Source organism: Streptomyces monashensis, assembly GCF_001866665.1.
GTDB lineage: Bacteria > Actinomycetota > Actinomycetes > Streptomycetales > Streptomycetaceae > Streptomyces > Streptomyces monashensis.
Genome location: NZ_MLYO01000031.1, coordinates 49231 through 75877, shown reverse-complemented (window position 1 = coordinate 75877; position 26647 = coordinate 49231). Strand labels below are relative to the sequence as shown.

19 protein-coding genes are annotated in these 26647 nt (G+C 73.9%); 7 read left to right on the top strand and 12 right to left on the bottom strand.

Annotation, left to right across the window (positions count from 1 at the left end):
- Positions 1-53: 53 nt before the first annotated feature.
- Entirely contained in the window at positions 54-1796 is a 1743-nt protein-coding gene (locus tag BIV23_RS18340; RefSeq protein ID WP_071381957.1) for an RICIN domain-containing protein, read from the top strand.
- A 39-nt stretch (positions 1797-1835) separates the two neighbouring features.
- On the opposite strand, the gene BIV23_RS18335 is transcribed toward BIV23_RS18340, so the two are convergent.
- Positions 1836-3008 (bottom strand): lactate 2-monooxygenase, encoded by a 1173-nt coding sequence (locus tag BIV23_RS18335; RefSeq protein WP_071381956.1) that lies wholly within the window; start codon positions 3006-3008, stop codon positions 1836-1838.
- 423 nt (positions 3009-3431) lie between these two features.
- Here BIV23_RS18335 and BIV23_RS18330 point away from each other — a divergent pair, with 423 nt between their 5' ends.
- Entirely contained in the window at positions 3432-3866 is a 435-nt protein-coding gene (locus tag BIV23_RS18330; protein WP_071381955.1) for a subtilase-type protease inhibitor, read from the top strand.
- A gap of 482 nt (positions 3867-4348) precedes the next feature.
- On the opposite strand, the gene BIV23_RS18325 is transcribed toward BIV23_RS18330, so the two are convergent.
- On the bottom strand, positions 4349-5875 hold the full coding sequence (locus tag BIV23_RS18325; RefSeq protein WP_071381954.1) for an MFS transporter: 1527 nt from the start codon (positions 5873-5875) through the stop codon (positions 4349-4351).
- Positions 5876-6064: 189 nt separating this feature from the next.
- Between BIV23_RS18325 and BIV23_RS18320 the strand changes: the two genes are divergently transcribed.
- The 3 genes from BIV23_RS18320 (at position 6065) to BIV23_RS18310 (ending at position 7925) form a co-directional block, all read left to right on the top strand.
- A complete protein-coding gene (locus BIV23_RS18320) occupies positions 6065-6409 on the top strand; it encodes an ArsR/SmtB family transcription factor (protein WP_071381953.1) in 345 nt (114 codons plus the stop codon).
- A gap of 6 nt (positions 6410-6415) precedes the next feature.
- Positions 6416-6940: an SRPBCC family protein gene (locus BIV23_RS18315; RefSeq protein WP_071381952.1), complete on the top strand. Its 525-nt coding sequence runs from the start codon at positions 6416-6418 to the stop codon at positions 6938-6940.
- A 121-nt stretch (positions 6941-7061) separates the two neighbouring features.
- Positions 7062-7925, top strand: coding sequence for a ribonuclease BN (locus BIV23_RS18310; protein ID WP_107471201.1), 864 nt, complete (start codon positions 7062-7064; stop codon positions 7923-7925).
- On the opposite strand, the gene BIV23_RS18305 is transcribed toward BIV23_RS18310, so the two are convergent.
- From BIV23_RS18305 to BIV23_RS18285, 5 genes are all read right to left on the bottom strand, one after another.
- Positions 7922-10747, bottom strand: coding sequence for an NHLP bacteriocin export ABC transporter permease/ATPase subunit (locus BIV23_RS18305; protein ID WP_071381951.1), 2826 nt, complete (start codon positions 10745-10747; stop codon positions 7922-7924). The genes BIV23_RS18310 and BIV23_RS18305 overlap by 4 nt on opposite strands.
- Position 10748: 1 nt before the next feature.
- The gene (locus tag BIV23_RS18300; RefSeq protein ID WP_079173230.1) at positions 10749-12998 is read right to left on the bottom strand and encodes an NHLP family bacteriocin export ABC transporter peptidase/permease/ATPase subunit; all 2250 of its coding nucleotides are present in this window, start codon (positions 12996-12998) and stop codon (positions 10749-10751) included.
- A complete protein-coding gene (locus BIV23_RS18295) occupies positions 12983-13786 on the bottom strand; it encodes an HlyD family efflux transporter periplasmic adaptor subunit (RefSeq protein ID WP_071381949.1) in 804 nt (267 codons plus the stop codon). Before BIV23_RS18295 ends, BIV23_RS18300 begins: the two co-directional genes overlap by 16 nt.
- 154 nt (positions 13787-13940) lie before the next feature.
- A complete protein-coding gene (locus tag BIV23_RS18290) occupies positions 13941-14156 on the bottom strand; it encodes a hypothetical protein (RefSeq protein ID WP_071381948.1) in 216 nt (71 codons plus the stop codon).
- 540 nt (positions 14157-14696) lie between these two features.
- Entirely contained in the window at positions 14697-15110 is a 414-nt protein-coding gene (locus tag BIV23_RS18285; RefSeq protein ID WP_071381947.1) for a PaaI family thioesterase, read from the bottom strand.
- 206 nt (positions 15111-15316) lie between these two features.
- On the opposite strand from BIV23_RS18285, the gene BIV23_RS18280 reads away from it, so the two are divergent.
- Entirely contained in the window at positions 15317-16741 is a 1425-nt protein-coding gene (locus BIV23_RS18280) for a S1 family peptidase (protein ID WP_071381946.1), read from the top strand.
- A 145-nt stretch (positions 16742-16886) separates the two neighbouring features.
- Here BIV23_RS18280 and BIV23_RS18275 read toward each other — a convergent pair whose 3' ends face one another.
- Positions 16887-19022 carry a SpoIIE family protein phosphatase gene (locus BIV23_RS18275; protein ID WP_071381945.1) on the bottom strand — a complete coding sequence of 712 codons (2136 nt, stop codon included), beginning with the start codon at positions 19020-19022 and terminating at the stop codon, positions 16887-16889.
- Between the two features lie 351 nt (positions 19023-19373).
- Between BIV23_RS18275 and BIV23_RS18270 the strand changes: the two genes are divergently transcribed.
- On the top strand, positions 19374-19985 hold the full coding sequence (locus BIV23_RS18270; protein ID WP_071381944.1) for a response regulator transcription factor: 612 nt from the start codon (positions 19374-19376) through the stop codon (positions 19983-19985).
- 10 nt (positions 19986-19995) lie between these two features.
- On the opposite strand, the gene BIV23_RS18265 is transcribed toward BIV23_RS18270, so the two are convergent.
- The 4 genes from BIV23_RS18265 to lanKC all read right to left on the bottom strand — a co-directional run bounded on the left by BIV23_RS18265 (position 19996) and on the right by lanKC (position 26415).
- Complete coding sequence (locus BIV23_RS18265; RefSeq protein ID WP_177239938.1) at positions 19996-21744, bottom strand: ATP-binding cassette domain-containing protein; 1749 nt, start codon at positions 21742-21744, stop codon at positions 19996-19998.
- Entirely contained in the window at positions 21744-23531 is a 1788-nt protein-coding gene (locus tag BIV23_RS18260) for an ABC transporter ATP-binding protein (RefSeq protein ID WP_079173229.1), read from the bottom strand. The genes BIV23_RS18265 and BIV23_RS18260 overlap by 1 nt, the downstream gene beginning before the upstream one ends.
- Before the next feature lie 121 nt (positions 23532-23652).
- Positions 23653-23766 (bottom strand): SapB/AmfS family lanthipeptide, encoded by a 114-nt coding sequence (locus tag BIV23_RS18255; RefSeq protein WP_071371418.1) that lies wholly within the window; start codon positions 23764-23766, stop codon positions 23653-23655.
- Positions 23767-23802: 36 nt separating this feature from the next.
- Positions 23803-26415 carry a class III lanthionine synthetase LanKC gene (gene lanKC, locus BIV23_RS18250; RefSeq protein ID WP_071381943.1) on the bottom strand — a complete coding sequence of 871 codons (2613 nt, stop codon included), beginning with the start codon at positions 26413-26415 and terminating at the stop codon, positions 23803-23805.
- Between the last annotated feature and the right edge of the window lie 232 nt (positions 26416-26647).

The following is a 26647-nucleotide window of genomic DNA, read 5'->3' as shown; positions in this document are numbered from 1 at the left end:
TGCGCGCCGCAGAGGTACGCATCGACGCATCACGCATCAAAGGAATCCGCTCAGTGCCCACCCCCCACCCTCCTCGTCCGCCCTATCCGCCGCCCGGCGGAGATCCGGGGGAACCGGACGAGTCGCTCGCCGGCCCGCTGCGGGCCGGCTCCGATGCGGAAGGCTCGCGGTCCGCCGCCCTGCTCCTGGCCCGGCACTGGCAGCCGGCCCAGGAGTACGCGGTCATCTGCCTCGCCCTGTCCGGGCCGCTCGCCCACATGGTCACCGCCACCGCCTTCCACCAGGTCCTCGGGCGCCTCGCGCTCGGCGAACCCGCCGAGGCGCTGCGTCCCCGGCTGCTCGTGGCAGTCCGGGACACAGTCGTCAACTGGTCCGCCACGGACCGGATCACCGCCGTACTGCCCGGCCTCGGAAAGCCCGCCGGGGGCCGCGGTATGCGCGCGGCCAAGACGCTGGTACCGGAAAACCGCGCCCTGTCCGACCGCTCTTTCCACGCCCTTCCCCGACTGGACCAGACGCTGCTCTGGCACACCGAGGTCGAGGCCGAGCCGATATCCGTCCCCGCCGCGCTGCTCGGTATCGACACCGACAGCGCGACGGCCGCGCTGGCGCAGGCGCGGGAGAAATTCCGCGAGGGCCTGGTGCGTGCCCACCGGGAACTCGCCCCGGGAAAGGACTGCCGCTACTACAACCGTCTGCTCGACGTCCCGATCCGCCGCGGCGGAGCCCTGCTGCCCGACGTCCAGGAACACCTGTCCGCCTGCGCCTACTGTCGGCACGCCGCCGAGCAACTCGGCCACGCCGACGCCGCTCCCGGCGTGCTGCTCGCCGAGGCCGTGCTCGGCTGGGGCGCCCGCCGCTACCTCGACTCCCGCCCCGGCCGCCGCGGCGGCCCCGCGCGCAGCGGTTCCCGGCGCTCGGGCGGACGCCGCCGCGGCGGCGGCAGACCCGGGCTGCTCGACCGGGCCGCCCGGTCCGGCGGGCGCTACGACGCCGACGGCGAACCGGGCGAGCCGCGCGCCCGCACCCGGGCGCCCCGCGGCCGGCGCCGCGGCGGCGGCGCGAGCGGACCGCTCGCCCGGATACCGGCGGCCGTGCTGCGGGTGTCCGGTACCGCGGTCTCCTCCCGGACGCTGCTCACCGGGGTCGGGGTGGCCTCGGCCGGGCTGCTCGCGACCGTGCTGGTGATCAGCATGTGGCCGAACGGCGGCGACGGCACCGACCCGGTCGCCTCCAGCAGCGCCGTCCCCGGCACCGGCGGCCGGTCGGCACCCGGTTCCGCCGGCGCCCCCGGCTCCGCGGGCCTGCCCACGTCCGGCCGGTCCACCCGGCTGCGCAACGCCGACTCCGACCTGTGCCTCGACATCAGGGGCACGCCGAAGGCCGGGGCGGGCGCGATGCTGGCCGTCTGCTCCTCGGCGGCCACCCAGCAGTGGACGTACGGCACGGACGGGCTGCTGCGCAGCGCGGCCGACTCGGGCCTGTGCCTGGACTCGCACGCCGACGCCGGAGTGGTGATCCTCGGCACCTGCGCCGAGGAGGGCTCGCAGCGGGCCGCCGACGTGCGCTACGACCGCACCGCCCAGGGCGAGTTGCTGACCCGCTGGGACCGCACCCTGGCCCTCGCCGGCGCGGGCGCGGACCCGGGAGCCGACCTCGTCGTCAAGGTCCGGGACCGGTCGGCCGGCCAGCGCTGGGTCACCGACACGCCGTCGGCGAGCCCCGGCTCCCTCTCCGTCGCCGGCACGGGCGCCCCCTCCGCACCGCCCGCGCGGCCGTCGGAGAAGGAGGCCTGACGTACCGCCGGTGGCGGTCCGCCCGTCACCGGCGGTACGTCAGTCGGTGGGGTCCGGGGCGAGGGCGGTTGCCGACACGCTTCCGGGGCGGGTGTGTCCGGACAGGGCGAGGGTCAGGTCGAACTCGGCCAGCAGGCACCTGATGACGTGCTCGACGCCGGCCTGTCCGTCCAGGCCGAGCCCGTAGACGTACGGCCGCCCCAGCAGCACCGCCCGCGCGCCCAGGGCCAGCGCCTTGAACACGTCGTCGCCGGTGCGCACGCCGCTGTCGAACAGCACGGTCAGCCGGTCGCCGACGGCCGCGGCGACCCGGGGCAGCGCGTCGGCCGCCGCGACCGAGCCGGCCACCTGCCGGCCGCCGTGGTTGGAGACCACCACGCCGTCCATGCCGGCGTCGGCGGCCAGCCGGGCGTCGTCCGGGTGCAGGACGCCCTTCAGGACGATCGGGCCGTCCCAGTGCTCCCGCAGGAAGGCCAGGTCGGGCCAGGACTTGCCCGGATCCCCGAACAGGCCCAGGAAGTGCAGGACCGCCGCGTTCGGATCCTCCTCCACGGGCCGGGCGAGCCCCGCGCGAAAGGCCGGGTCGGTGAAGTAGTTGGCGGTGCCCACTCCGTGCACGAACGGCAGATACGCCTGGTCCAGGTCGCGGGGCCGCCACGCCAGCAACTGGGTGTCCAGCGTGACCACCAGCACCGAGAACCCGGCGGCCTTCGCCCGGCCGAGGAAACTCCGGGTCACCTCGCGGTCCTTGCCCCAGTACAGCTGGAACCACCGCTCGGCGTCGCCCATCGCCTCGGCCACCTGCTCCATCGGCGTGCTGGACGCCGACGACAGGATGTACGGCACGCCCTGCGCGGCGGCGGCCCGGGCGGCGGCCCGTTCGGCATCGGGATGCATGATCTGCAGTACGCCGACGGGGGCCAGCGCCAGCGGCGCCGGCAGGGACCGCCCGAGCACCTCGGTCGACAGGTCGCGCTCGCCGACGTCCCGCAGCATGCGCGGCACGATCCGGTGCCGGGCGAGCGCGGCCCGGTTGGCGCGGGCGGTGCTGCCGTCGCCCGCGCTGCCCGCCACGTACCCCACCGGGCCCGGGGCGAGCCGGAGTTCGGCCAGCTCCTCCAGCCGGGTCAGATCGGTGGGCAGGCGGGGCACGGCACCCGTCATCCCGTTCAGATAGATCTCGTACTGGAAGTCGGCCCAGTGCTTCGCCATCCGGTGGTCCGCCTCTCGTCGCCGATGAGATGGGTACAGGTGCGGCCCGACCATACTGGCGGGTAGCCGGGCGGGCGCCGGCCGGGGGCCCGGGGGGTGGGTGATCACTTCGTGATCGCCACATGAACACGGGGAGTCATGAATCGCTTCAACGGCGACAGGGCCGGAGTGTTTCAGGACGATTAACGATGCGGTGATTTCCGGCCATTGGATGGCTCGTGACGCGCGGAACCCGCTCCGTTCCTGGGTCACGGTGTGCGAATTCCGTGACATCACGCCACTGATTCAACACGAAAGGTTACCGAAACCTATGCGTTCGATGTGTGTTTCGAGCGGGGACTCGGCAGAGTGGCGCTCGCCGCTCCGGCGCCCGATCCGGGCACGGGGAGGCATCTCGTCCGATTGAGCGGAAGGATGCACACAATGCGGAACACCGCGCGCTGGGCAGCGGCCCTCGGCCTGACGGCCGCTGCCGTCTGCGGACCCCTGACCGGGGCCGCCGTCGCTGCACCGGGCGCCGCCCCGTCCTCGCTGTACGCCCCCTCGGCGCTGGTACTCACCGTGGGGCACGGCAACGACGCGGCCACGGCCACGCCGGAGCGCGCCGTCACCCTCACCTGCGCCCCCACGGCCGCCGGCACTCACCCGGACGCGGCCCGAGCCTGCGCCGAACTGCGCGGCACCGGCGGTGACTTCAACGCGCTGAAGCCCGCCGAGGGCGTGTGGTGCACCGAGCTGTACAACCCGGTCGTCGTCACGGTCCAGGGCGTCTGGCAGGGCCAGCGCGTCTCCTACGAGCGGACCTTCGGCAACGCCTGCGTCAAGGACTCCATCACCGGCGGTGTCTTCGCCTTCTAGGCGACCCGCCTGCCGAGACCGGGATCGCGAGGTACCCGTACGCGCCGGAGCAGGTCCGTAACTGGGGAGTGCGGCCACTGGAGCGGGGAACCAGCGATCTCGTACCGGGGCCGACGGGCGGAGTGGGGCCGCCCGCCGGTCTCCGGGCACACAGCCGCTCCCCGGGGCAGGCCCGTGGGGGGCCTTCCCGGGGAGCGGCGAAAAAACACCGGTTTTATTCAGTGCCGTTGTACCCGCGTCGAAGCGGCGTCTCACATGCCGGACGTTTCGGACACGCAGAGCGACGCGGCTCGGGCGTCCCGCCGGGACGCGCCCAAAGAGGCGGGACGCACCGCCACCACCGTTCGGGCGGCGTGACCGGCGCCAGGACCAGGAACCGGGCGTCGTCCCTGTCGCCGTCGCCTTGCGCGCCACCCCGACAGGCCGAGGGGCCGCCGTCTCCCTGCTGACGGCGGCCCCTCGGGCTTCTCGGCTCCCGGCGGTCACATGTGGACGACCGGAGCGGCTCCCGCGTCCTGCTGCGGTACCCCGCGCCGGTAGAGCAGGAAGGCGATCAGCGCGCCCGCGGCGAAGAGCCCCGCGGACCACCAGAACGCGGTCGTGTAGCTCTCGATGGTCGCCTGCGCCTGCACCAGCCTGCTGGTGGCGTCGCGGCCGGACAGATAGGTGGTGGCGGCGGTCGAGGCGAGCGTGTTCAGCAGCGCAGTACCGATCGAACCGCCCACCTGCTGCATGGCGTTGACGGCCGCGGAGGCCACGCCGGCGTCCTCGGCCGCGACCCCTCCGGTGGCCAGCTGCATGGCCGGCGGCATGACCAGGCCGAGGCCGACGCCGATCACGATCAGCTGGGGCAGCACCGCGCTCGTGTAGTGCGCGCCGAGGCCGATGCCGGTCAGCCAGGCCATGCCGGCCGTGGCGATCGCGAAGCCCAGCGGGATGACGGCCTTGGGGCCGATGCGGGGCAGCAGCAGGGTGGTGCCCACCTGGGCGGTCACCATCAGCGCGCCGACCATCGGCAGGAACGCCACACCGGTCTTCGTGGGGCTGAAGCCGAGGTTGAGCTGGAGGTAGTAGGTCAGGAAGAGGAACACGCCGAACATGCCCGCGCCGGTGATGAGCACCGCGATGTAGGAGGCGGCGCGGTCGCGGTCGAGCAGGATGCGCAGCGGCAGCAGCGGGTGCGCGGCACGGGTCTGCCACCAGGCGAAGGCCGCGAGCAGCAGGCCGCCCGCGATCAGGAAGCCCCAGGTCAGCGGCGAGCTCCAGTGGTGGGTCTCGGCGTTGGAGAAGCCGTAGACCAGGGAGAACAGTCCGCCGGCGACCAGGACGGTGCCGGGCACGTCGAGCCTGGAGTTCGCCGCGTCGCGGTGGTTGCTCAGCAGGAGCCAGCCGCCCGCGAAGGCGACGACGGCGATGACCACGTTCACGTACAGGGTCCAGCGCCAGTCCAGGGCGTCGGTCAGCACACCGCCGAGCAGCAGACCCACGGCGCCGCCGGCGCCGGCGATCGCGCCGTACACGCTGAAGGCGCGGGCCCGCTCCCGGGGGTTGGTGAAGGTGGTGTTGAGCAGCGACAGCGCGGCGGGCGCGAGCAGGGCGCCGAAGGCTCCCTGGAGGGCACGGGCGATCACCAGCATGGTGAAGCCGTTCGCGGCGCCGCCGAGCGCGGAGGCCCCGGCGAAGCCGACGACACCGACGAGGAAGGCGGGCTTGCGGCCGAAGAGGTCGGCTATGCGGCCGCCGAGCAGCAGCAGTGAGGCGAACGCGAGGGCGTAGGCCGTCACGATCCACTGCCGGCTGCCGTCGGAGAAGCCGAGGTCGGTCTGGGCGGACGGCAGGGCGATGTTCACGATCGTGGCGTCGAGCACGACCATCAGCTGGGCGACGGCGACGACCGCGAGGATCCACCAGCGCTGCGCCGGGGCCGCGCTCGGTCCGGCGTCCGCACCGGTCGCGCCGATCCCGACGGCTCCGGCGCGGGAGCCCTCGGCGAGGGTCTTCTGGGACATGAACCACTCCAGGGAAAGTCGTCCGGGACAGAACGAACGCGCTGAGAGGGGCGGCGCGTAAACGAAACAGTTTCGTACACATCGAGGCTAGGGCACTCGCTGCGAAACGGCAACGTTTCGCTGGGTGTCGCGCATCACGGGCGTCTTTATTCCTTGACAGGCATATAACTGGTGACGCATATTCGCTGTATGTCCGACGCAGCGCTGTGGTCCGCCCTCGCCGACCCGCACCGGCGGGCGATCGTGGCGCTCCTGCTGGCCGGCCCCCGGCCGGTCGGAGAGATCACCGAGGCCTGCGGACTGAGCCAGCCGAGTACGTCCAAGCATCTGAAGGTGCTCCGGGAGGCGGGCCTGGTCCGGGTCCGGCAGGACGCCCAGCGCCGTGTCTACGCCCTGGACCCGGCCCCGATCGCCGCCCTCGACGCCTGGCTGGCGCCCTACCGCAGGCTGTGGAACAGCAGCCTGGACACCCTGGGCCGGCGCCTCGACGCGACCTCGGACGACACCCCCCACCCCGCACCACCGGAGGACTGAGCCCCCATGCCCGTCGACCTCACCGGCACCTATCTGACCCTGGACGACGGCCGCCCCGCCGTCCGGTTCACCCGCACCTACGACCACCCGGTGGACCGCGTCTGGCAGTTCGCCACCGACGCCGACGAACTGGAGCAGTGGTTCCCGTTCCGCGCCGAGATGGAGCTGCGCCCCGGCGGCACCATCCGCTTCACCGACCCGAAGACGCCGGAGTTCACCGGCACGGTGCTCGCCGTCGAACCGCCGCGGCACCTGTCCTTCGCGTGGGGCGCCGACGAACTCCGCTTCGACCTGGAGGCCGTCGGGGAGCGGCGCACCCGGTTCACCCTCACCCATGTGCTCGGCGAGACGGACACCGCAGCCCGCAACGGCGCCGGCTGGGAGGTGTGCCTCGCCGCCCTCGACGCCAGGACACGCGGCGAACGCTTCGAGGGCCCGCACGCCGGGGTCAGCGCGGCCTGGAAGGAGTTCTACGCCGCCTACCTCGACGCGGGCGTGCCGTCCGGGGCGCCGGTGCCGGGGCTGGACTGACGGGGCGGGCCGGCCGCCGCGCGGGGGCGTCACGGCGGGCCGTCCCGGTCCGCGCGCCGTGTCCGTCCCGGGCGCGAGTTGCCCGGAGCGCGCGGGGGTGGATGAATCGGCTCAGGAGAGCATGGCGGTGGCGAGCCCGGGAGGAGCCGTGAAGCGGTGGCGGCGCGGCCTGCACCGCGCCTGGCAGTGGCTCCGGGTGCGGGCCCTGTTCGAGCACGGCCGTGAGCTGGAACTGCTGCACCGGGCGATGGGGTTCGCCACCCTGGCGCTGGTGACGCTGGCCCCGCTGCTGATCGTGGTCGCCGCCGCCGACCCGCTGGCCCGGGGCGGCTTCGCCGCCTGGCTCACCGACGGCATGGGCCTGTCCGGCGAGTCCGCCCGCGCGCTCGCGGACGTCATCAGCCCGTCGCGCAAGGTCATCGGCACGACGAGCGTCTTCGGCCTCGTGCTGCTCGGCGTCTTCGGGGTCACCTTCGGCGGCAGCGTGCAGAACGCCTACGAACGGATCTGGGGCCTGGCCTCCGGTCCCTGGCACCGGGTGTGGCGGCAGGCGACCTGGCTCCTGGTGCTCACCGCCTACCTCTACCAGGAGGCCGCCACCAAGACCACGCTGTCCGGCGGGCAGCGGATCGTGCTGTCCGCGGTGACCGGCGTGATCTTCTTCTGGTGGGGGCAGCGCTTCCTGCTCGGCGGCCAGGTCCACTGGCGCGCCCTGCTGCCCGGCGCCGTCGTCACCGTCCTCGGCCTCTCCGGACTGCGCGCCTTCTCCTACCTCGTCTTCACCCCGCTGATCGTCACCAACGCGCTCAGCTACGGCGCGGTCGGCACCGTCCTCGTGGTCGAGTCCTGGCTGATCGGCGTCGGCTTCGTCCTCTACGGCGGGGCCCTGGTCGGCCGCTGGTTCTGCGCGCACCACTGGACGTCCCTGCGCCCCCACCGGCCCGGGAAGGAGCCCCGAGGGCCGGGCGACCCCGACGGGTCCTAGGCCATCTGCCTGCGCACCAGCTCGTGCAGCCGGCCCCCGGTGTCGGCGAGCAGGGCGGCCGGGCTGCCCTGCTGGACGACCTTGCCGTCCTCCATCACGATCACCCGGTCGGCGTCCAGGACCGTCGAGAGCCGGTGGGCGATGACGACGCGGGTGGCGTTCAGCTTGCGGGTGCTGTCGATGACGATGCGCTGGGTGTCGTTGTCCAGGGCGCTGGTCGCCTCGTCGAAGAAGAGGATGCGCGGGCGCCGGATCAGGGCCTGGGCGATCATCAGTCGCTGGCGCTGGCCGCCGGAGATCGCGCCGCCCGCCGCCACGATGGTGTGCAGGCCCATCGGCATCCGCTGGATGTCCTCGGCGAGGCCCGCCATCTCCGCCGCCGCCATCGCCTCCTCCGGCGTGTACGGCTCGGTGCCGCAGATGACGTCCAGGATGGAGCCGGTGAACGGCTGGGCGTGCTGGAGGACCACTCCGCACTGCCGGCGGACGGCGGACTGGTCCAGCGCCGCCAGGTCCTGGCCGTCGTAGAGGACGCTGCCGGAGACCGGCCGGTCGAAGCCGATCAGCAGCCTCAGCAGGGTGGACTTGCCGCAGCCGCTCGGGCCCACGACCGCGACGAACTCGCCCGGCCGGATCGAGAAGGACACGTCGTCCAGGACCAGCGGGCCGTCGTCGGCGTAGCGGAAGGACAGGCGCCGGGCCTCCAGCGCGCCGGACAGCCGGCCCGGCCGGGTGCTCGCCGAGCGCACCTCGGGCGTCGCCTCGAAGACCGGCTTGATCTCCTCGAACAGCGGCAGCGCGGCCACCGCCGAGACGAAGGAGCCGGTCAGCTGGGTCACCGAGGTCAGCACCATCGTCACCGAGGTGTTGAAGGTGAGGAAGTCCGCCGCCGACATCGCGCCCTTCGCCGGGCCCGCCAGCAGCATGAACATCAGCAGCGTCACGATCGGCAGATAGACCGCGCCGAGCACCGACGACAGGTTCTTGATCCGGCCGACCTTCTGCTGGAGCTCCCGGCCGCGCGCGAACTCCCGCGCCCAGGCGGCGTACGCGTAGTTCTCGGCCGCCGCCACTCGCAGCTTGGGCAGCCCGCGCAGGGTCTGGAAGGCCTGGTTGTTCAGCTTGTTGCCGAGCACCACGATCCGCCGCTGCCAGCGCACCTGCCACAGCCCGAGCCCGAGGAAGACGGCCCCGATGACGACGAGCATGCCGAGCGCCGCCATCGCCATCGGCACGCTGTACCAGAACAGCATGCCCAGGTTCATCGCGCCGACCGTCACCGACTGCGCGACCACGGGTCCGACGCCCGCCAGCAGCCGGCGGATCGTGCTGATGCCCATGGCGGCACTGGCCAGTTCACCGGTGGAGCGCTGGGTGAAGAAGCGGGTGGGCAGGCGCAACAGCCGGTCCCATACGGCGGGTTGGAGCGCCGCCTCGATACGGCCCTCCAGGCGCAGGATCGACAGGTTCTCCAGCAGGGTGAAGGCCGCCGCCACCACACCGCTCACCATCACGGCCAGGCACACCTGGACGATCAGGCCCGACTGCGCCGTCGGCACGTACTCGCCGAGCACCTTGCCGGTCGCGACCGGGACCAGCGCGCCGATCGCCACCGTCACCAGCCCGGCCAGGAGCAGCGCGACCAGATCGCCGCGGGTGCCCTGGAGGCTGAAGCGCAGCAGGCCGATCGGGGTGAGCGCCTTGTCGGGCAGCGGCCGGTAGAACATCACCGCGCGCGGCTCGAACTCCTCCGCGTTCGCCTTCTCGATCGGCGTCTCGCGCCCCGTGCCCGGATGCACGGCCACATAGCCGCCGCGCCGCCACAGCAGCGCGACCGGTGCCCCGGACAGCGCCCGGTGCCCGACCAGCGGGCCCACGTTCTCCCGCCACCAGCGCCCGTCCAGCCGTACGGTGCGGGTGCGCACCCGGGAGGCGAGGGCCACCCGCTCGACCGGGTCGAGGCGCTCGCTCTCGGTGCCGCTCTGCGCGGGCTCGGCGAGGGTGATCCCGGCCGCCTCGGCGACCAGCTTGCAGGCCGCGTACCCGGCGTCCGCGTCGGCGGCCGTGGTCCGGCGGGCCGAGCGGCGGCCGATGGAGGCGAGCAGCGTCTGGTCGGCCTGGGCGCGGACCTCCTCACCGGCCTTGATGCCGGCGGCGGCTCGCGTCTCGTGGGTGCGCTCGAGTTGCTCGATCCACCGGTCCAGCGCGGTCAGCAGCCGGTACTGCTGGTCCACCATGGACTGCCACAGCGCCGGGTCCATCAGCAGATCGGCGGCGGCCTCCGCGCCGTACAGCGAGCCGTACTGCACGCTGCCCGGCGGCACCTGCATCCAGAACACGTCGTCGTCGGACGGCGCCTGGGAGCGGTCCTCGGCCATCGGGGCCTGGAAGAGGACGGACAGACCGCGGCCGACGCCGAGCGCGACCGCGTACTCCAGCGGGCTGGTGGCGGGCGGCACGTACTGCGGGTTGCCGTACTCGTCGTACGACCAGGTCTGGGTGTTCGCGGGCTGGTACAGCTCGCGCAGGTTGATCCGGTGCAGCACACAGTCGCGCACCGGGCGGGCGACGAGGGTGTGCTGGGGTCCGGCGACCGGGCCGAGCAGCAGGGTGCCCGCCTCCAGCCGGCCGAGGTGGTGCCAGTGGCCCTGCTGGGCCGCGTCCACCGCGAACAGGTCCAGGGCGCCGGCCGCGACCAGCCACAGCACCTGCGGGCCCTCCAGGTCGACCCGGTTGAACCCGGCGCAGTCCACGCGCGCGCCCAGCGAGCCGAGCGCGCCGAGGACGAGGTCGCCGTCGTACCCCTCCTGAACAGTCGTCATGTCACCGCTCCCTGACCAGTGCCGCGTACGCGCCGCCGTGCGCCACCAGCTCCTCGTGCCGCCCGCGTTCGACGACCGTGCCGTGCTGGAGCACCACGATCTCGTCGCTGTCGCGGACCGTGCTCAGCCGGTGCGCGATCACCACACAGGCGCAGCCGCGCCGGCGCAGGTTGTCCATCACGACCAGCTCGGTCTCCGCGTCCAGCGCGCTGGTCACCTCGTCCAGCACGAGGATGCTCGGCCGGCGCACCAGCGCCCGCGCGATCTCCAGGCGCTGGCGCTGCCCGCCGGAGAAGTTGTGCCCGTCCTGCTCGACCTTGCTGTGGATGCCGCCGGGCCGGCGCATGACGACGTCGTACAGCGCCGCGTCCTTCAGTGCCTCCACCACGGCCTCGTCCGGGATGGACGGGTCCCACAGAGCGATGTTGTCGCGGACCGAGCCCTCGAAGAGGAACACGTCCTGGTCGACGAAGGAGACGGAGGAGGCGAGCGCCCCGCGCGGGATGTCGTCCAGGCGGCGGCCGTCGATGCGGATCACGCCGTCCCAGGGGGCGTACAGGCCCGAGATCAGCCGGGAGACCGTCGACTTGCCGCTGCCGGAACCGCCGACCAGCGCCACCTGCTGCCCCGGGCCCACGGTCAGGTCGAAGCCGCTCAGCAGCGGCTTGTCCAGCGGGCTGTAGCCGAAGGTGATGTTCTCCAGCTCGATGTGCCCGTGCAGCCGGCGCGTGGAGTCGCCGCCGCCACCGGGGCGGGCGTAGAGCGGGTCGGCCTGGAAGTTCTCCACGTCCTTCAGCCGGGCCACGTCGGCCGCGAAGTCCTGGATGCGGCCCGCCACGCCGTTGAGCCGGGTGAGCGGGGCGGTGAAGCGGGCCACCAGCGACTGGAAGGCGACCAGCAGACCGATCGAGATGTGTCCCTCGACGGCCTTCATGCCGCCGATCCACAGGATCAGCGCGCTGTTGAAGGTGGCCAGCGTCGGCGCGACCACACCGAGCCAGGCGCTCGGCACGCCCAGCCGCTGCTGCTCCTCCAGCGTGGTGGCGTGCTGCCCGGCCCACTTGCGGAAGTAGCCGTCCTCGCCGCCGGTCGCCTTCATCGTCTCGATCAGCTGCAGACCGGTGTACGACGTGTTCGTCAGCCGTGCCGTGTCCGCGCGCAGCTTCGCCGTCCGGGTCGCCCGCAGCCGTACGACGAGGCGCATGGCGACCACGTTGAGCAGGGCCACGCCGATGCCGACGAAGGTGAGCTGCGGGTCGTAGGTGTAGAGCAGCACCGCGTACAGCACCACGACGATCGCGTCCACGCCGGCCGCCGCGAGGTCGCGGGCCAGCGTCTCGGCGACCTGGTCGTTGGACTGCAGGCGCTGGACGAGGTCGGCGGGGGAGCGCTGGGAGAAGAAGGTGACCGGCAGCCGCAGCAGATGGCGCAGGAAGCGGGCGCTGGACAGGGTGGAGGAGATGATCCGGCCGTGCAGCAGGTTGGCCTGCTGGAGCCAGGTCAGCGCCAGGGTGAGCAGCACACAGGTGCCCATCGAGGCGAACAGCACGCCCAGCAGGGAGGTCCGGCCGCCGATGAGGAACGTGTCGATGTAGGTGCGGCTGAGCGCGGGCACCGTGGCGCCGACCGCGACCAGCAGCAGGCTGGCGAGGACGGCGGCGGGCAGGGTGCCCGCGGTGCCGCGCAGCCGGGCCGGCATCGCGCCGAGCACGCCCGCCTTGCGCCCGCCCCTGCTGAAGCCGTCGCCGGGCTCCAGTACCAGCACCACACCGGTGAAGCTGCCGTCGAACTCCTCCATGGGCACGAAGCGGCGGCCCTTGGCGGGGTCGTTGATGTAGACCCCGCGCCGGCCGAAGCGGCGGCCCATGCCGTCGTAGACGACGTAGTGGTTGAACTCCCAGAACAGGATGGCCGGTGCCGCGACCTCGGCGAGCGCGGCCAGGTCCATCTGCATGCCCTTGGCGGTGAGGCCGTAACTGCGGGCCGCCTTGAGGAGGTTGGAGGCGCGCGAGCCGTCGCGGGAGACACCGCAGGCGATGCGCAGTTCCTCCAGCGGGACGTGCCGGCCGTAGTGGCCGAGGACCATCGCGAGGGAGGCGGCGCCGCACTCGACGGCCTCCATCTGGAGCACCGTGGGGGTGCGGACCGTGCCGCCACGGGGCCTGGGCACCGGCCGCTTGGCCGGGGCGGCCCTTCTGCGGCCGCGGGTGTCCTGGCCGGTTCCTGTCTGAGGGCTCACGGCAGCAGCCAATCGATCGGGCGCTGGTCGGCCAGCTTGACCGAGGCGGAGGCGAGGGTCATCGAGTCGAGCCCGAACGGCGGCCCGTCGGAGGTGGACCAGCGATAACCGCTCTTCGTCGCCGACGTGTCCAGGACGACGGTGACGGCCACCGGGCGACCCGTGCGGGTGAACTGCTGGCCGAGCTGGCTGTCGCCGAGGAACGCCGCGATCGACTGGGCGGACTGCGCCTCGCGGTCCACCGCCTTCACCCGGCCGCGCAGCACGCCGTACGTCTGCGTCGGCACCGAGGAGACGGTGAGGTCGACGGGGGCGTGCGCGGGGATGGAGGCGGCGTCGTCGGCGGGGACGTACACGGTCGCGTACAGCGGATCGGAGGCGTGGGCGACCTTCTCCACGGAGGCGACGTTCGTGCCGGTCTGGATGATCTGCCCGATGGTGGCGGCGAGCGCGCTGACGCGGCCCGCGGCGACGGTACGGACGACCGAGTCGCCCTGCACGGTACGGACCTTGAGTACGGGCGCGTTCGCGGGCAGTTGTTCGCCCTGCCGCGCGAGGACGGCCGTGACCTGGCCGGAGACCGGGCTCTGCAGGAGGTAACTGCCCTGGCCGTGCGTGAGGATGGCCGGCGCGCTCACGGTGGAGGCGACCGAACCGGTCACCGCCCAGACGGAGGCCGCGGCCATGACGACGACGGTGACCGCCAGCGCGAACCAGCCCTGGGGACGGGCCAGGCGCACCGGAAGGTCCAGCTCTTCCGGCGACTGGAGCTTGGCGAGGGCCTGTTGGCGGAACTGCACGGAACTTCCCTCACCCGAGAGGAGACAGCGTGACGGAACAGGGGCCGGGCACCCGCCGAAGAGCCGAGGGGCACGGTCCGGCTCCGGTGTGCGGGCACCCGAGAGTCCCGGAGCCGGGAAACGGCTCCGGGACGTCGGTTGACACTGGGTGCGATCAGAGACCGGCGACCAGGTCGGTGACCGGCTGCACGTTCAGGCCGGTGACACCCTCGACGGTGCCGACGGCGGTGTTGACCAGGCCGGAGACCGGGGCGATGCCGTTGATGGCGCCCGTCACGGTGTTGAGGGCGTTCACGGACAGACCGCCGGAGACGTTGTCCAGCTCGGCGTCCGAGATCTCGACGGTCTCAACCTGGGGGGTGGAGTTCATGATGGAACTTCCCTTCCTAAAGGATATTTCACAAGGGGGAAGCGGCCCCCTCTGGGGACAGACGGACGGCCGCGACCGCAGGCCGCCGGCCCCCGTGGCCCGGAGGCCGCAGTGCCCTGCGGTGCGATGGATCAAAGCACGCAGGCTGGGCGCGCTTCCAATCAATCAACGCGCTCACCAGGGCACTTGGTCCAGGAACGGGTTCATCCGTGCAGGCCTGTGCACGGGTTGTCGGCGCTTTCTTCACAAGCCGCGCGGCATCGCCGCAATCGCTTGCTGCTCTTCCCCTTGCCTTACCGACGGCGAATCCGGCACTCCGCGCCAAAGCCGTGTCCCGGGATGCCGGGTTGTGCAGATCCCCCGCCGTCGGTGACCCGCTTGGGTATTCGATGTGCAGATTCGCTGAAGCCGGGATTCCGGTATGCGCGCGGAACGGACCGTTACTGATCGGTGGCGGACCGTGTCGGAACGCAGTGGGCTCAGAGCCGACTGAGAGCCGATCAGGAGTCAGCCGGGCGCCGACCGGGAGCCGAGGGGGCGTCAGTCCAGGATCGCGTACACGGTGCTGGCCCGGGCGGCCAGTGCCCCCGAACCCGCGTCGGACAGTGTGACGTCCGCGAACGCCATCCGGCGGCCCAGTTTCGTCAGGACCGCTTCGATCAGGACATCCGCGCCGGTCACCAGGCGCTGGAACGACGTGGACTGCTGCACCGTCGTCATCGGCACGAAGGCGCCCCGCGCCGCCGACACCGCGATCACCGTCGCCGTGTCGGCGGCCGCCATGAGCGCCTGCCCCGACAGCCCGCCGCCCTCCCGGGCCAACCGCTGCGACCAGGGAAGACGCAGCACCGCCCGGTCCGCGCCGATGCCTTCGACGCTCAGCCCGAGAGCGCGCACCCAGGGCGCGAACCGGTCGGCGAGGATCTTGTCGGCTTCGGCGGTGGTCATCGTCATATGGGCGATTGTTCCCGGCCGCGCCCGCCGTCACGCACACCGCGGCCGACCCTGGCCGATTCACCCGTCCCGTACGGCAGTTGCGCCGCCCGTTTGAACACGGCGCGCGCCCGGTGCGTACGTACGGCCATCCAGGCGCCGAACCGAACTGCCCAAGAGCGGCAGACCCCCGTCCCCAGGAGGTCGAGAAGTTGAGTCACAAGCGAATGCCCAAGCGCAAGGCCGCGATAGCGGTGGGCGGTGTCGCGGCGCTCGGAGCGGCGGCTCTCCTGCTGCCCAACGCCATGGCGTCCCAGGACAAGAACGACACGAACGCCGCGGGCACCCTCGGCACCGCCCGGACCCTGAAGGCCTCGGACGCCTCCGGCCTCGCCGCCCGGCTCGAGAAGACCCTCGGCACCGCCTTCGCCGGCTCCTACTACGACAGCGCCAAGCAGCAGCTCGTCGTGAACGTGGTCAACGGCGACGACAACCTGACGGCCCAGGCGCAGAAGGCGGGCGCGATCGTCCGCGAGGTGCAGAACAGCACCAAGGCGCTGAAGACCGCAGCCGGGACGCTGAAGACCAAGGCGACGATCCCCGGCACCTCGTGGGCCGTCGACCCGCGCACCAACAAGATCCTCGTCACCGCCGACTCCAGCGTCACCGGCGCCAAGTGGAACAAGCTTCAGTCGACCGTGCAGAGCCTCGGCTCGGGCATGGCGACCCTGAAGAAGTCCGCCGGCACCTTCAAGACGTTCGTCTCGGGCGGCGACGCCATCTTCGCCCAGACCCAGCAGGGCGGCGTCCGCTGCTCCCTCGGCTTCAACGTCACCGCCTCCGACGGCAGCCCCGCGTTCCTGACGGCCGGTCACTGCGGGGTCGCGGCCAAGGCCTGGTCCGACTCGCAGACCGGCCAGCCGATCGCCACCGTCGACCAGGCCAAGTTCCCGGGCAACGACTTCTCGCTCGTCAAGTACAACGACAAGACCACCCAGGCGCCCAGCGAGGTCAACGCCGGCAACGGCCAGACCGTGCAGATCACCAAGGCCGCGGACGCCACCGTCGGCGAGACCGTGTTCCGCATGGGCTCCACCACCGGCCTGCACAACGGCCAGGTCACCGGCCTCGACGCCACCGTGAACTTCGCGAGCGAGACCGTCCCGGGCGGCACCGACACCGTCAACGGCCTCATCCAGACCAACGTGTGCGCCGAGGCCGGCGACAGCGGCGGCTCCCTGTTCACCCAGGACGGCAGCGCGGTCGGCCTGACCTCCGGCGGCAGCGGCGACTGCACGAGCGGCGGCGAGACCTTCTTCCAGCCGGTCACCGCGGCCCTCCAGGCCACCGGTGCGACGCTGGGCGGCGGCGGCAACGCGGGCAACGGCGCGGGCGGCCAGTCCGGCTCCGCCGCCCCGTCGGCCTCGGCGAGCGACCCGGCCGGCGCCGGCGGCGACCAGATCGGCGGCTCCGCCGCCCCGTCCGCCTCGGCCACCGACCCGTCCGGCAGTGGCAGCGCCAGTGGCAGCGGCCAGTCCGGCGCGGGAACCGGCACCGGCACCGGGACCGGCGACCCGTCCGGCACCGGCGCCGGCGACCAGTCCGGCAGCGGCACCGCGAACAACGGCTCGTCCCTTCCCGGTTCGAACTGATCCCTGAGCCGACCGGCTCGCCCCGACACCCCGACCGGCCTCACCCGCGGTTCCCGGCCGGCGGGGTCATGGTCCGGCCCTCCGGCGGGAGGGCCGGACCCGTCTGTCGTACGGGTCGTGCATGGGACATGCGGGGTGAAGGGGGTCAGGGACCGGGGCAGGCCCGCAGCAGCAGCACCGCCACGTCGTCCGCCCGCCCCCGGGCCGCCGTGCTGTGCCGTACGACCTCGTCCGCCAGCTCCTCCAGCGGCCGGTGCCCGCACTCCGACAGCAGCCCGCCGAGGTCGACCAGCGCGTCCTCGATGTCGATGCCGGGGGACTCCACCAGACCGTCGGTGTAGAGGACCAGCACCGAACCGGGCGCGAGGGACACCTCGGTGGTCGGATACGCGGCGGCCGCGTCGATCCCGAGCAGCGGGCCGCCCGCCAGGTCCAGTACCCGCACCCGGCCGTCCGGCCGCCTGAGCAGCGGCGGCGGATGGCCCGCCCGCGCCATCACGGCCCGCCCGCGCGCCGGGTCCAGCCGCAGGTACAGACAGCTGGCGAACAGTTCCGCGCCGAGGTCGATCAGCAGCCGGTTGGTGCTGCTCATCACCTCGTGAGGGTCCTGCCCGACCGTGGTGTACGCCCGCACGCCGGTACGGATCTGCCCCATCAGGCCCGCCGCCGTCACGTTGTGCCCCTGGACGTCCCCGATCACCGCCGACGACAGCGGCAGCGTCGGCACCAGGTCGTAGAAGTCCCCGCCGATGTCCATGCCGTGCATGGCCGGCAGATAGCGGGCGGCGGCCTCGATGCCGGGCGGCGGCACCAGTGAGCTGGGCAGCAGGGCCTGCTGGAGGCCGTGCGCCAGCCGGTGCTTGGCGTCGTAGAGCTGGGCCCGCTCCAGCGCCTGCGCGATCAGCCCGCCGAGGGAGGTCAGTACGGCCCGTTCGTCGGCGGGGAAGACATGCGGCTCGGCGTACGCCAGCACGCACGTGCCCACCGGCCGCCCGGACGCGATCAGCGGCAGATACGCCCAGGCCGCGAAGCCGTCCGGGACGGCGTGCCGGTCCGGATACAACCGCTCCAGCTGCTCCCGCGAGTCGAAGAACGCGGGCACCCCGCTGATCAGGGCATGGGTGCCCGGGGTGCGCTCGGCCAGCGGCAGCCCGTCGAAGCGCTCGACGACGCCCGGATCGGCGTACCCCCGGTGCCCGAGCACATGCAGCCGCCCGCCCTGCGAGCCGAGGATCACCACCGCCTGCCCGCCGACCGCCGGGGTCACCTCGTCCCACACCAGCTGCACCACGTCCTGCACGCCCACCGCCTCGGTCAGCGCGCCCGCGAGGCTCAGCACCTGCGAGATCGTCACCAGCCGGGTCGGCGCCGGACCGCCCCGCGGCGCCTCCTGCGCCATGTCGGCCACCGCCCGGGCCCGGGTGATCCGCACGCTCAGCCCGCTCCGGCTGGGATACATCCGGAACGACAGCCACTCGCCCGGCGGACGCAGCGCCACGAACGACGTCATCTGCTGGCTGAGCAGCGCTCCCCGGTAACGTTCCTCGTACATCGGGTCGTCGAGCCAGGGCACCGACGCCCACGGCAGCGTCCCGAGCAGTTCCCCGGCCGTGCGGCCGAGCAGTTCGGTGGCAGCGGTGTTGGCGAACGTGATCCGGCCGTTCAGATCCAGCGACAGCAGCCCGTAGGGCAGCCGGGCCACCATCCGTGCCGCCTCGGCGGAACCCGTCGCGACCGCCGACACCGGCACCGGCAGCACATCGACCTCGGGGCCGAGCGGCCGGTTCTCCGCCACGGCCCGTTCCAGTCGCAGCGCCAGCCGGTCGCAGGCCGCGGTCAGATCGGCGCGCTCCACGTCCGACAGCTCCGGCGGATGCGCGCCCGGCCAGGTCACGAACACCGCGCCGTACAACCGGTTCTCGGTCGCCACCGGCACCGCGGCCAGCGCGAACGGGTACGGCAGCACCAGCGCGATCCGCGGATACCGGCTGGCCATCTCCTCCTCGCCCCCCACCCACACCAGCCGCCGCTCGCGCGCCGCGTCGGCGACCGGGATCCGCGCGCCCAGCCCGACCCGCTCCCACGGCGCCGCGAACGCCCGCGGCATGCCCGCGTGCACCGCCATCTCCAATACCGGCTGGTCGGGCCGGAGCAGATACACCGCGCCGGAGTGGGCGCGGACCTCCTCGAGCATCGAGGCCAGGGCGAGCGACAGCACCGGCCGGGCGGCCGTCGTGCCCTCGGCCGCCGGTGCCGGCCCTGAGCCCGGCCCGTCGGACACGCCACCACCTCCTCGTACGGCCGCGCGTCGCGCCCCCGGGGACCAGACTCCCTCGCGGGAGCGCGCCGCGCACGGCGAGCGCCCCGGTCCCGCCCCGGGCCGCCCGTGCCACGGAGCCGCAGGACAACCGGTCCGCCCGGACGCGTGCCGAAGACATCGGAAGCGCGGGCGGCGTACGGGCGCTCCGTGTGCGCCCCCGCGCACCCTGATGGCCGATTCTTCGCGCCCGTGAAAGGAGGACGCGCCCAAGAATGGGCAAGCGCGCGGGGACGAGGGGTACGACGGGACGGGCCGCGACGGTGGGGCCGGGCGATGAGTACGCGGTACGACGAGCTTGCGAGGGGGCGGGCAGTGATTCGGTTGCTTCTGGTGCACGACGCGTGTCTGGTGCGGGCGGTGCTGGCGGAGTGGCTGGGCCGGGAACCGGGGCTGGACGTGGACGACACACCGTGGCGCTCCGCCGCGGCGCGGATCCGGTCGTCGTCGCCGGACGTGTGCGCGGCGGACCTGGACTGCGCCGACGGCCATGGCATACCGCCGCTCGGCGATCTGTCCCCGGCGCGGGCCGGGGCCGGCCGGCCGCCGGCGCTGGTGGTCATGGCCCACGCGAACCGGCCGGGCCTGCTGAAACGGGCCGCCGAGGCGGGCGCCCTCGGCTTCGTCGACAAGGCGGGCTCACCGGACCGACTGCTGCGCGCGATCCGCAGCGTCGCCGCGAGGGAACGTTTCGTCGACGCCTCACTGGGCTTCGGCTTTCTCCAGGCGGCCCAGATGCCACTGACGAGGCGCGAGCTGAGCGTGCTGTCGCTGGCGGCCGGGGGCGCGTCGATCGCGGAGATCGCCGGAAGCCTGCACCTGTCCCACGGCACGGTCCGCAACTACATGGCGTCGATCACCCGCAAGACGGGCGCGCGGAACCGGATCGACGCCATCCGCATATCGCGGGGGGAAGGGTGGCTGTGACCGGTGCCGGCTAGCGGGTGAGCGTGGTCGGCGACGCGGGGCGGCCGGCGGTGAGCTGCTGGTACAGGGCCGAGGTGCGCAGTAGTTCGTCGTGGGTGGCGCAGGCGGTGCGCGCACCGTCCATGACCAGGATCCGCCCGGCACGGCGGGCCGAACCGAGCCGGTGGGCGACGACCAGCAGCGTGCCGCCCGGACGCCCGGCGAAGGCCCGCTCGGCGCGTGCCTCCGCCGCCGGGTCGAGATGGCAGGTCGCCTCGTCGAGCAGGGCGAGCGGGGCGGTCGAGAGATAGGCCCTGGTCAGCGCGATCAGCTGGCGCTCGCCGGCCGACAGCGCCGTCGGCTCCACCCGGGCGCCCGGCCCGCCCAGCGCCCGCAGCAACGGGGTCAGCCCGACGGCGTCGGCCGCGGCCAGCAGCTCGGCCTCCGGCACGGGGTCCGGCCGGAAGAGGGCCAGGTTCTCGGCGAGTGTGCCGCCGTGGACGTAGGCCTCCTGGGGGATGAGGACGGTTGCCTGCGGCGCGGGTACGGGGTTGCCGTGCACGCGGATCGTGCCGCGGTCCGGGGTGATCAGGCCGGCGATCAGGCCGGTGAGCGTCGACTTGCCGACGCCGCTGGGCCCTACGACGGCCAGATGGGCGCCGGTGGGGAGGGTGAGGTCGAGGCCGTCGAGGACCGGCTCGCAGGCGGGGCCGTACGCGAAGGAGAGGGAGGCGAGGGCGAGGGCGGGTGCTGCGGTCGTGCGGCGGGCGCGGGCGGGTTGCGGCTGGTCGTGGTCTGCGGTCGGCGGTGTCTGTGTGCGGGGGAGGGGGCGGGGTGTGGGGGTGGTCAGGCGGCGCAGTGCCACGGTCAGGCGGGAGCCGCTGGTGCCCAGGCCGTGGACCAGGTTCTGGAGGGCGGGGAGCAGGGACTGGGTGACATAGGCGAGCGCGCCGACCAGGGCACCCGCGCTCACGCCGTGGCGCAGCAGCCAGGGGGTCGTGACCAGGAGCAGTACCACGGGCAGTTCGCCGCCGACGGCCAGCGCCGCCGTGCGGGTCAGGCTCCAGCGGGCCAGGGCACGTGCGGTCGCCAGCTCGGCGTCGATCCGTCGTCCGAGGTCCGCCGCGACGCGCTCCTCGGCGCCGCACGCCGTGACGTCCCGCAGCCCCGGGCACAGCACGCCCAGCTCCCGGGCGAGCGTCTCGTCGGCGGTGAGGAACGCCTCCTGACGGCGGGCCAGCGGCCGGAGGGTCACGGCGAACAGGGCCACCCCGGCCAGCAGCGGGGGCAGGACGACGGTCAGCAGCAGCGGGGCCAGTGAGAACAGACCGATCAGGGCGCCGGCGGCGGTGAACAGGAAGGAGCGCGACACCATCACCACGCCCGCGAGCGTGTCGCGGGCCAGCTCCACCTGCTGGGTGAGCCCGGACAGCGCACCCGGGTCCGCCTCCCGCACCCCCCGCCCGACCACGGCGGTCACCAGCCGGTCCCGGGCCGGTTCGACCAGTTCGGCGACCACGCCGTAGACCCGCCCGGTCCCGTACGCCCCGGCGCACACCGCGAGCCCCGCCGCCCCCAGCCACCCCAGCCCGGTCCGCACGTTTCCGGCCAGGAACCCGGCGTCCAGCGCCCGCGCGAGCGCGTATCCGACGAGGAAGGTCTGCCCCGCCTCCAGCACGGACCACGCCCCGAGCCGCACCAGCACCCGCCACCGCTCCCGCAGAAACCGGGCCGCCTGTGCGCGGGGCGGCGCCGCCCGCCCGCCCTCGTAGCCCTCCATCAGCCTCGTTCCTCGCTTCCTGCCGCGGTCCCGGCGTCGCTCTCCCCCTCCGCCCCGAACACCGCCCGGTACGCCGCGTCCCGCCACAGCTCCCGGTGGGTGCCCACGGCCCGGACACGGCCGTCGTCCAGCCAGGCGACGCGGTCCGCACGGGCCGCGGTCGTCGGGCGGTGGGCGATCAGGAGGCGGGTGCGGGCCGGTGCGGAGGTCAACAGGCTCTGGGCGATGCGGTGTTCCGTGACCGTGTCGAGGCTGGACAGGGCGTCGTCGAGGATGAGGACGCGGCTGTCGCGGGCGAACGCCCGGGCGAGGCCCAGGCGCTGGGACTCCCCGCCGGAGCGCGGGGCGTCGGCGACGCGGGTGGCGTAGCCGTCGGGCAGTCTGCGGACGAAGTCGTCGGCGTGGGCGCGCCGGGCGGCGGACCGGACGGCGGCCGGGGTCCGGTCGGCGAGCCCGAAGGCGAGGGCGTCCTCGATCGTCGTGCCCAGCAGCGCGGGGCGTTCGAAGGCGTAGGCGACGGCGCGCCGCAGTTCGTCGTGGGTGAGGTCGCGCAGGGGGACGCCGTCCAGGAGGACGTCGCCGGCGTCCGGGTCGGACAGTCGGCCCGCCACCTCGGCGAGCAGGGACTTCCCGGCGCCGCAGCGGCCGACGAGCGCGAGGGTCGTACCGCCCGGAACGGTCAGATCCAGTCCGTCGAGGACCGCGCGGCCGCCCCGGACGGCGGTCACCGCCCGCAGCTCCAGCCGGCCGGGTCCGGCGGGCAGGCGGCGGGTGCCGTGCCCCGGGCGGGGTTCGGCCGTCACCTCGCCGAGCCGGCCGGTCGCCGCGCGGGCCCGGGCGAGCGCGGACAGCCGGCCGACGAGCGCGCCGACGCCGGTCGCGAGCACCGCGTACCGGGAGGCGGCCAGCAGGTCGCCGACCGACAGCCGGTGCCGGGCCAGCAGCAGTCCGGCCACCGCGAGGACGCCCAGGTTCAGCAGCGGTGCCACGGTGACCGCCTGCGCGGCGGCCCGCCCCTGCACCTGCCACATCCGCCGCCCGGCACGCGCGAGTTCGGGCAGCGGCGCGAGGATCCGGGCCGTCTCCCGGTCCGCCACGCCCGCCGCCCGGATCGTCCGGGAACCGGCGACCGCGTCGGCCAGCGCTCCGGCGATCCGGCCCTGCACCCGCTGGTATTCGGCCACGCACGTCGTCGTGTCCCGGGCGAGGGCGCGCAGCAGCAGCGCCAGGACCGGTGCTCCGGCGAGGAACACGGCCGCCAGCCACGGGTCGATGACACCGAGCGCCACCACGCCCCCGACCGGCCCGGCGAGCGTGGCGAGCAGCGCGGCCACCGCACCCGGGGCGGTCCCGGCCTGCGCGGCGTTGCCGACGCCGCGCGCCACCAGGTCCCCGGCGCCGAACCGGGCCGTCGCGCGCCGGCCGAGCGCGAGGACGTGCCCGGTGAGGCGGCGGCGCAGCCAGGCGGTGGCGTGCGCGGTGGCCGTGCCGGTGAGCACGCCCGCGCAGCCGTCCAGCAGGGCGAGCAGCAGGACGACGCCCGCACAGCAGGCGACCCAGCGGGCGGCCGGCGCACGGGCGAGGAGCAGGTCGAGGGTGTGGCCGAGGAGGGCCGGCAGCAGCAGGCCGGCGGCCGTGGCGGTCGTACTCACGGCGCACAGCGCGGCGCAGCGGGCGCGGCCGTGGCGCAGCAGCTCGTGCGACAGGGCGCGGCCGGCCGCCGAAGTGCCGCTGTCGGAGCGGGATTCGACCGGCTGCCGCGTCGCCGGGGTCACGGAGGGGGTCATCGGCTGCGGCCTCGTTCGGCTCGGAGGGGTGCGGGGGCCGCCGGCGGCGCACCGGGGCGGCCCCGGACGGACCCCTCTGCGTGGGAGGGGGCCGTCCGGAGCCGGTGAATCACCCGCTCGGTCAGAGACAGAGCAGAATGCTGGCGGCGGAGACGCAGGAGAGCAGGCTCACGGTGCTCGCGCCGCCGCCGTCGTGCTCGTCGGACTCGAGGGTCTGAAGGTCGAGCAGTGCCATGGCAGGGTCCTTTCCTTGTCGGGGACGGGGGTTGGATCACGGCTCCGTCCGTGCGGAGCCGCGTGTGCGGGCCGCCGGGGGCGGCGGGAGGAACGGCAGGTGCGCGGTGCGGGGGTCGTCGCAGGCCGCGGCGAGCGCGAGCAGGCAGCCCGCCGTTCCGGTGGCGAGGTCCATGGACAGACGCATCATCTGGTGCCCGGGGAAGGCGAGTTGGCCCTGGTAGTCCATGGCGAGCCAGCCGAGCCCCTCGATCTGCCGCGCCAGCCGCTCCCGGTCGGCGCCCGGCGCCGTGCAGCGGGCGAGGTGCAGGATCATTCCGGCGCGGCCCTGGAACAGGCCGGGCTGGGCGTAGAAGCGTGAGGTGGCGGCGGTGAGGATGCCGTTACGGGCGCGGGCGAACGCCTCGTTGTCCGTGTGCGCGAGGTAGTCGTCCAGGACCAGGCCGATGCCCGCGCTGCCGTCGCCGAGGTAGGGCAGCGTCCGCCGGCCCTCGTCCACCTCCAGGCCGCCGCCCGCCTGCTGGGTCACGCAGCAGTCCAGGTCACGGCGGAGCGCCGCGGCGGCCGTGGCCAGGTAGCGGTCCTCGCCGGTCTCCTGGTGGCGCCGCAGCAGGAACAGCGCCGGTCCGCTCGCGCCGCGCAGCAGCCCGGCGCGCGGGCGCGGGGTGGCCGGCACGGGCTCGGCGAGCCGCCGTACGACGATGTCGGCGGCCTCGGCGGCGTGTCGCCGCAGGGACGGCTCGCCGGTGGTGTCCGCGAGCCGGCCGAGGACCAGGCCGAGTCCGGCGAGCCCGCCGTGCAGGTCGGAGGCGAGATGGCGCCAGTTCTCCCGCAGGATGGCGTCGACCAGGTCCAACGCCCGCTGCCGGTGGCCGAGCCGGTCGAGGACCAGGGCGACGCCCGCGAGGCCGTCGTACAGGCCGAGCGGGGTGCCGGGCGGCGGCGGGGCCGTGTGGTCGAGCAGCCAGCGCTCGCCCTCGTCGTAGCGGCCCGCCCCCGACGCCTCCAGGGCGTACAGGACCCCGGCCGCGCCGTGCGCGAGGCCGAGGCCGCCGCCGTCGGAGAACTGGGCGATGTCACCGGGGAACAGCCGGTCGTCGCGCTCCGGGGTGGCCGAGGCGAGGATCGCCTTCACCATCGAGTCGCGGCTGTACGGCCAGTCGCCCGGCACCACGGGCGGAGTGGTCCGGACGCGCCGGCCGCCCGCCGTGTCCCGGGTGATCTCCGCGACCGCCTCGTCCAGGAAGGCCCGCGGCACGTCCGGGAACTGCTCGGCGACGACGTCCGCGAGATGGGCCGCCTTGCCGCGGTCCACCACGAACAGCGTGGTCACCGGCAGGAACAGGGCGAGCCGCAGACAGGCCAGCGCATAGCGGTCCACGTCCGGGCCGCGGCGGTCCGGCGGGGCGAAGAAGCCGGGATGGGCGACGGTCTGCCGGGCGTTCTCCTCGGCGGGGGCGGCGGCCTCGAAGTCGATGAGATGCACGGACCGTTCGTCCTCGGCCACCATGATGTTGAACACGTGCAGGTCGTTGAAGACCAGCCCGCACGCGTGCACCGCCTCGACCGCCCGTTCCACCGCCGCGTGGATCCGCAGCGCCCACGCCGTGTACGCGGCGACCTTCGCCGGGTCGGGGTCGGGCGTCAGCAGCGGATGCCGCTCGGCGAAGAAGGAGTTGAGCGGGCGGCCCGCCAGGAAGTCCATGACCAGGAACCGGTGCTCGCCCAGCAGGAACCAGTCCCGCACCCCGGGCACCACACCGGTCCCGGCGGCCCGCTCCAGCGCGGCCTTCTCCCGCTCCAGGCGGGTCACCGCGTCCGCGCCGTCGGCCGCGAGCCCCGCGTGCGGCCGGGCCTCCTTCAGCACCACCTTGCGCCCGTCGCGGGTGTCGGTGCCGGCGTACACCCCGCCGCCGTTGGAGAAGTGCAGCGCCTTCTCGATGCGGTACGGCAGCTCGCCGACCGTCGTGGTGTTGCGGGCCGCCAGATGCGGCCGGAGGAACGCGGGCAGGGTCACCCACTCGGGGACCTGGAAGGACGGCGCCCGCCGGTCCGGCACGAGTCTGCCCTCGCCGTCGGCCACCGCCAGGGCCAGCGTGCCGCGCTCGTCGACGACGTACCGGCGGGCGAAGGCGCCGTAGCGGACGTAGAGCGGACCCTCGCCCCAGCGCAGGTCGGTGAGGATGTACGGCCCCTCGAACCCCGCCAGCAGGGCGCCCAGTTCACGCAGGACCTCGTGCAGCCGCGCCTCGTCGGCCGGGTAGACGGTGACGAACTTGCCGCTGGTGTCGCGGCCCGCGTACTTGGCGTTGCGCAGATGCAGCAGCTGCGGGCCCGGCACGAACTTGAAGGGGATGCGGCGGGGCACGCAGTAGTCCCAGACGATCTCGGCGATCCGCTCCGCGTTCGCGGCGGTCGCCGAGGAGTGGATCTTCCAGCCCTGGGCCGGCGACGGCAGCGGAGCGCCGTCCGGGCCGAGCGGGGTCAGGTTCAGCCAGTCGCCGGAGCGGGACGCGTGCCAGCCGTCCGGGACGGCGCGGCGCGCCGCGGCGAACTGGGCGGCGGCCGCGCCGCCGGTGTCCGGGAGCCGGTCGGGCGTGTCGTAGAAGTGCCCGTCGGCGAGCGCGTACACCTCGTACCGCTTGTCCATGCCCCTCCGCCCTCGTCGCCCTCGGCGCCTCGGCGCCTTGTCCCGGAGCACCGGACGCTCGTCCCGGTGACCGCAAGAGACACTCGCAGGCGTCGCACGGCTGCGGACAGTCACGTCTGTCACGAGGTCGCCGTGCGGAACTCACGGGTCAAGATGTGTTCGGCGGCTTTCGAGCGGACCGGCGTGCGCGGCCCCGGGCGCCGCCCGCGGGCCACCCGGAGCGTTCACAGGG

Coding starts and splice junctions, on each gene's coding strand:
- BIV23_RS18335 (WP_071381956.1), bottom strand. CDS start 3,008: ATGGCGAAGCACTGGGCCGACTTCCAGTACGAGATCTATCTGAACGGG.
- BIV23_RS18330 (WP_071381955.1), top strand. CDS start 3,432: ATGCGGAACACCGCGCGCTGGGCAGCGGCCCTCGGCCTGACGGCCGCT.
- BIV23_RS18325 (WP_071381954.1), bottom strand. CDS start 5,875: ATGTCCCAGAAGACCCTCGCCGAGGGCTCCCGCGCCGGAGCCGTCGGG.
- BIV23_RS18320 (WP_071381953.1), top strand. CDS start 6,065: ATGTCCGACGCAGCGCTGTGGTCCGCCCTCGCCGACCCGCACCGGCGG.
- BIV23_RS18315 (WP_071381952.1), top strand. CDS start 6,416: ATGCCCGTCGACCTCACCGGCACCTATCTGACCCTGGACGACGGCCGC.
- BIV23_RS18310 (WP_107471201.1), top strand. CDS start 7,062: ATGGCGGTGGCGAGCCCGGGAGGAGCCGTGAAGCGGTGGCGGCGCGGC.
- BIV23_RS18305 (WP_071381951.1), bottom strand. CDS start 10,747: ATGACGACTGTTCAGGAGGGGTACGACGGCGACCTCGTCCTCGGCGCG.
- BIV23_RS18290 (WP_071381948.1), bottom strand. CDS start 14,156: ATGAACTCCACCCCCCAGGTTGAGACCGTCGAGATCTCGGACGCCGAG.
- BIV23_RS18285 (WP_071381947.1), bottom strand. CDS start 15,110: ATGACGATGACCACCGCCGAAGCCGACAAGATCCTCGCCGACCGGTTC.
- BIV23_RS18280 (WP_071381946.1), top strand. CDS start 15,317: ATGCCCAAGCGCAAGGCCGCGATAGCGGTGGGCGGTGTCGCGGCGCTC.
- BIV23_RS18265 (WP_177239938.1), bottom strand. CDS start 21,744: ATGGAGGGCTACGAGGGCGGGCGGGCGGCGCCGCCCCGCGCACAGGCG.
- BIV23_RS18260 (WP_079173229.1), bottom strand. CDS start 23,531: ATGACCCCCTCCGTGACCCCGGCGACGCGGCAGCCGGTCGAATCCCGC.
- BIV23_RS18255 (WP_071371418.1), bottom strand. CDS start 23,766: ATGGCACTGCTCGACCTTCAGACCCTCGAGTCCGACGAGCACGACGGC.
- lanKC (WP_071381943.1), bottom strand. CDS start 26,415: ATGGACAAGCGGTACGAGGTGTACGCGCTCGCCGACGGGCACTTCTAC.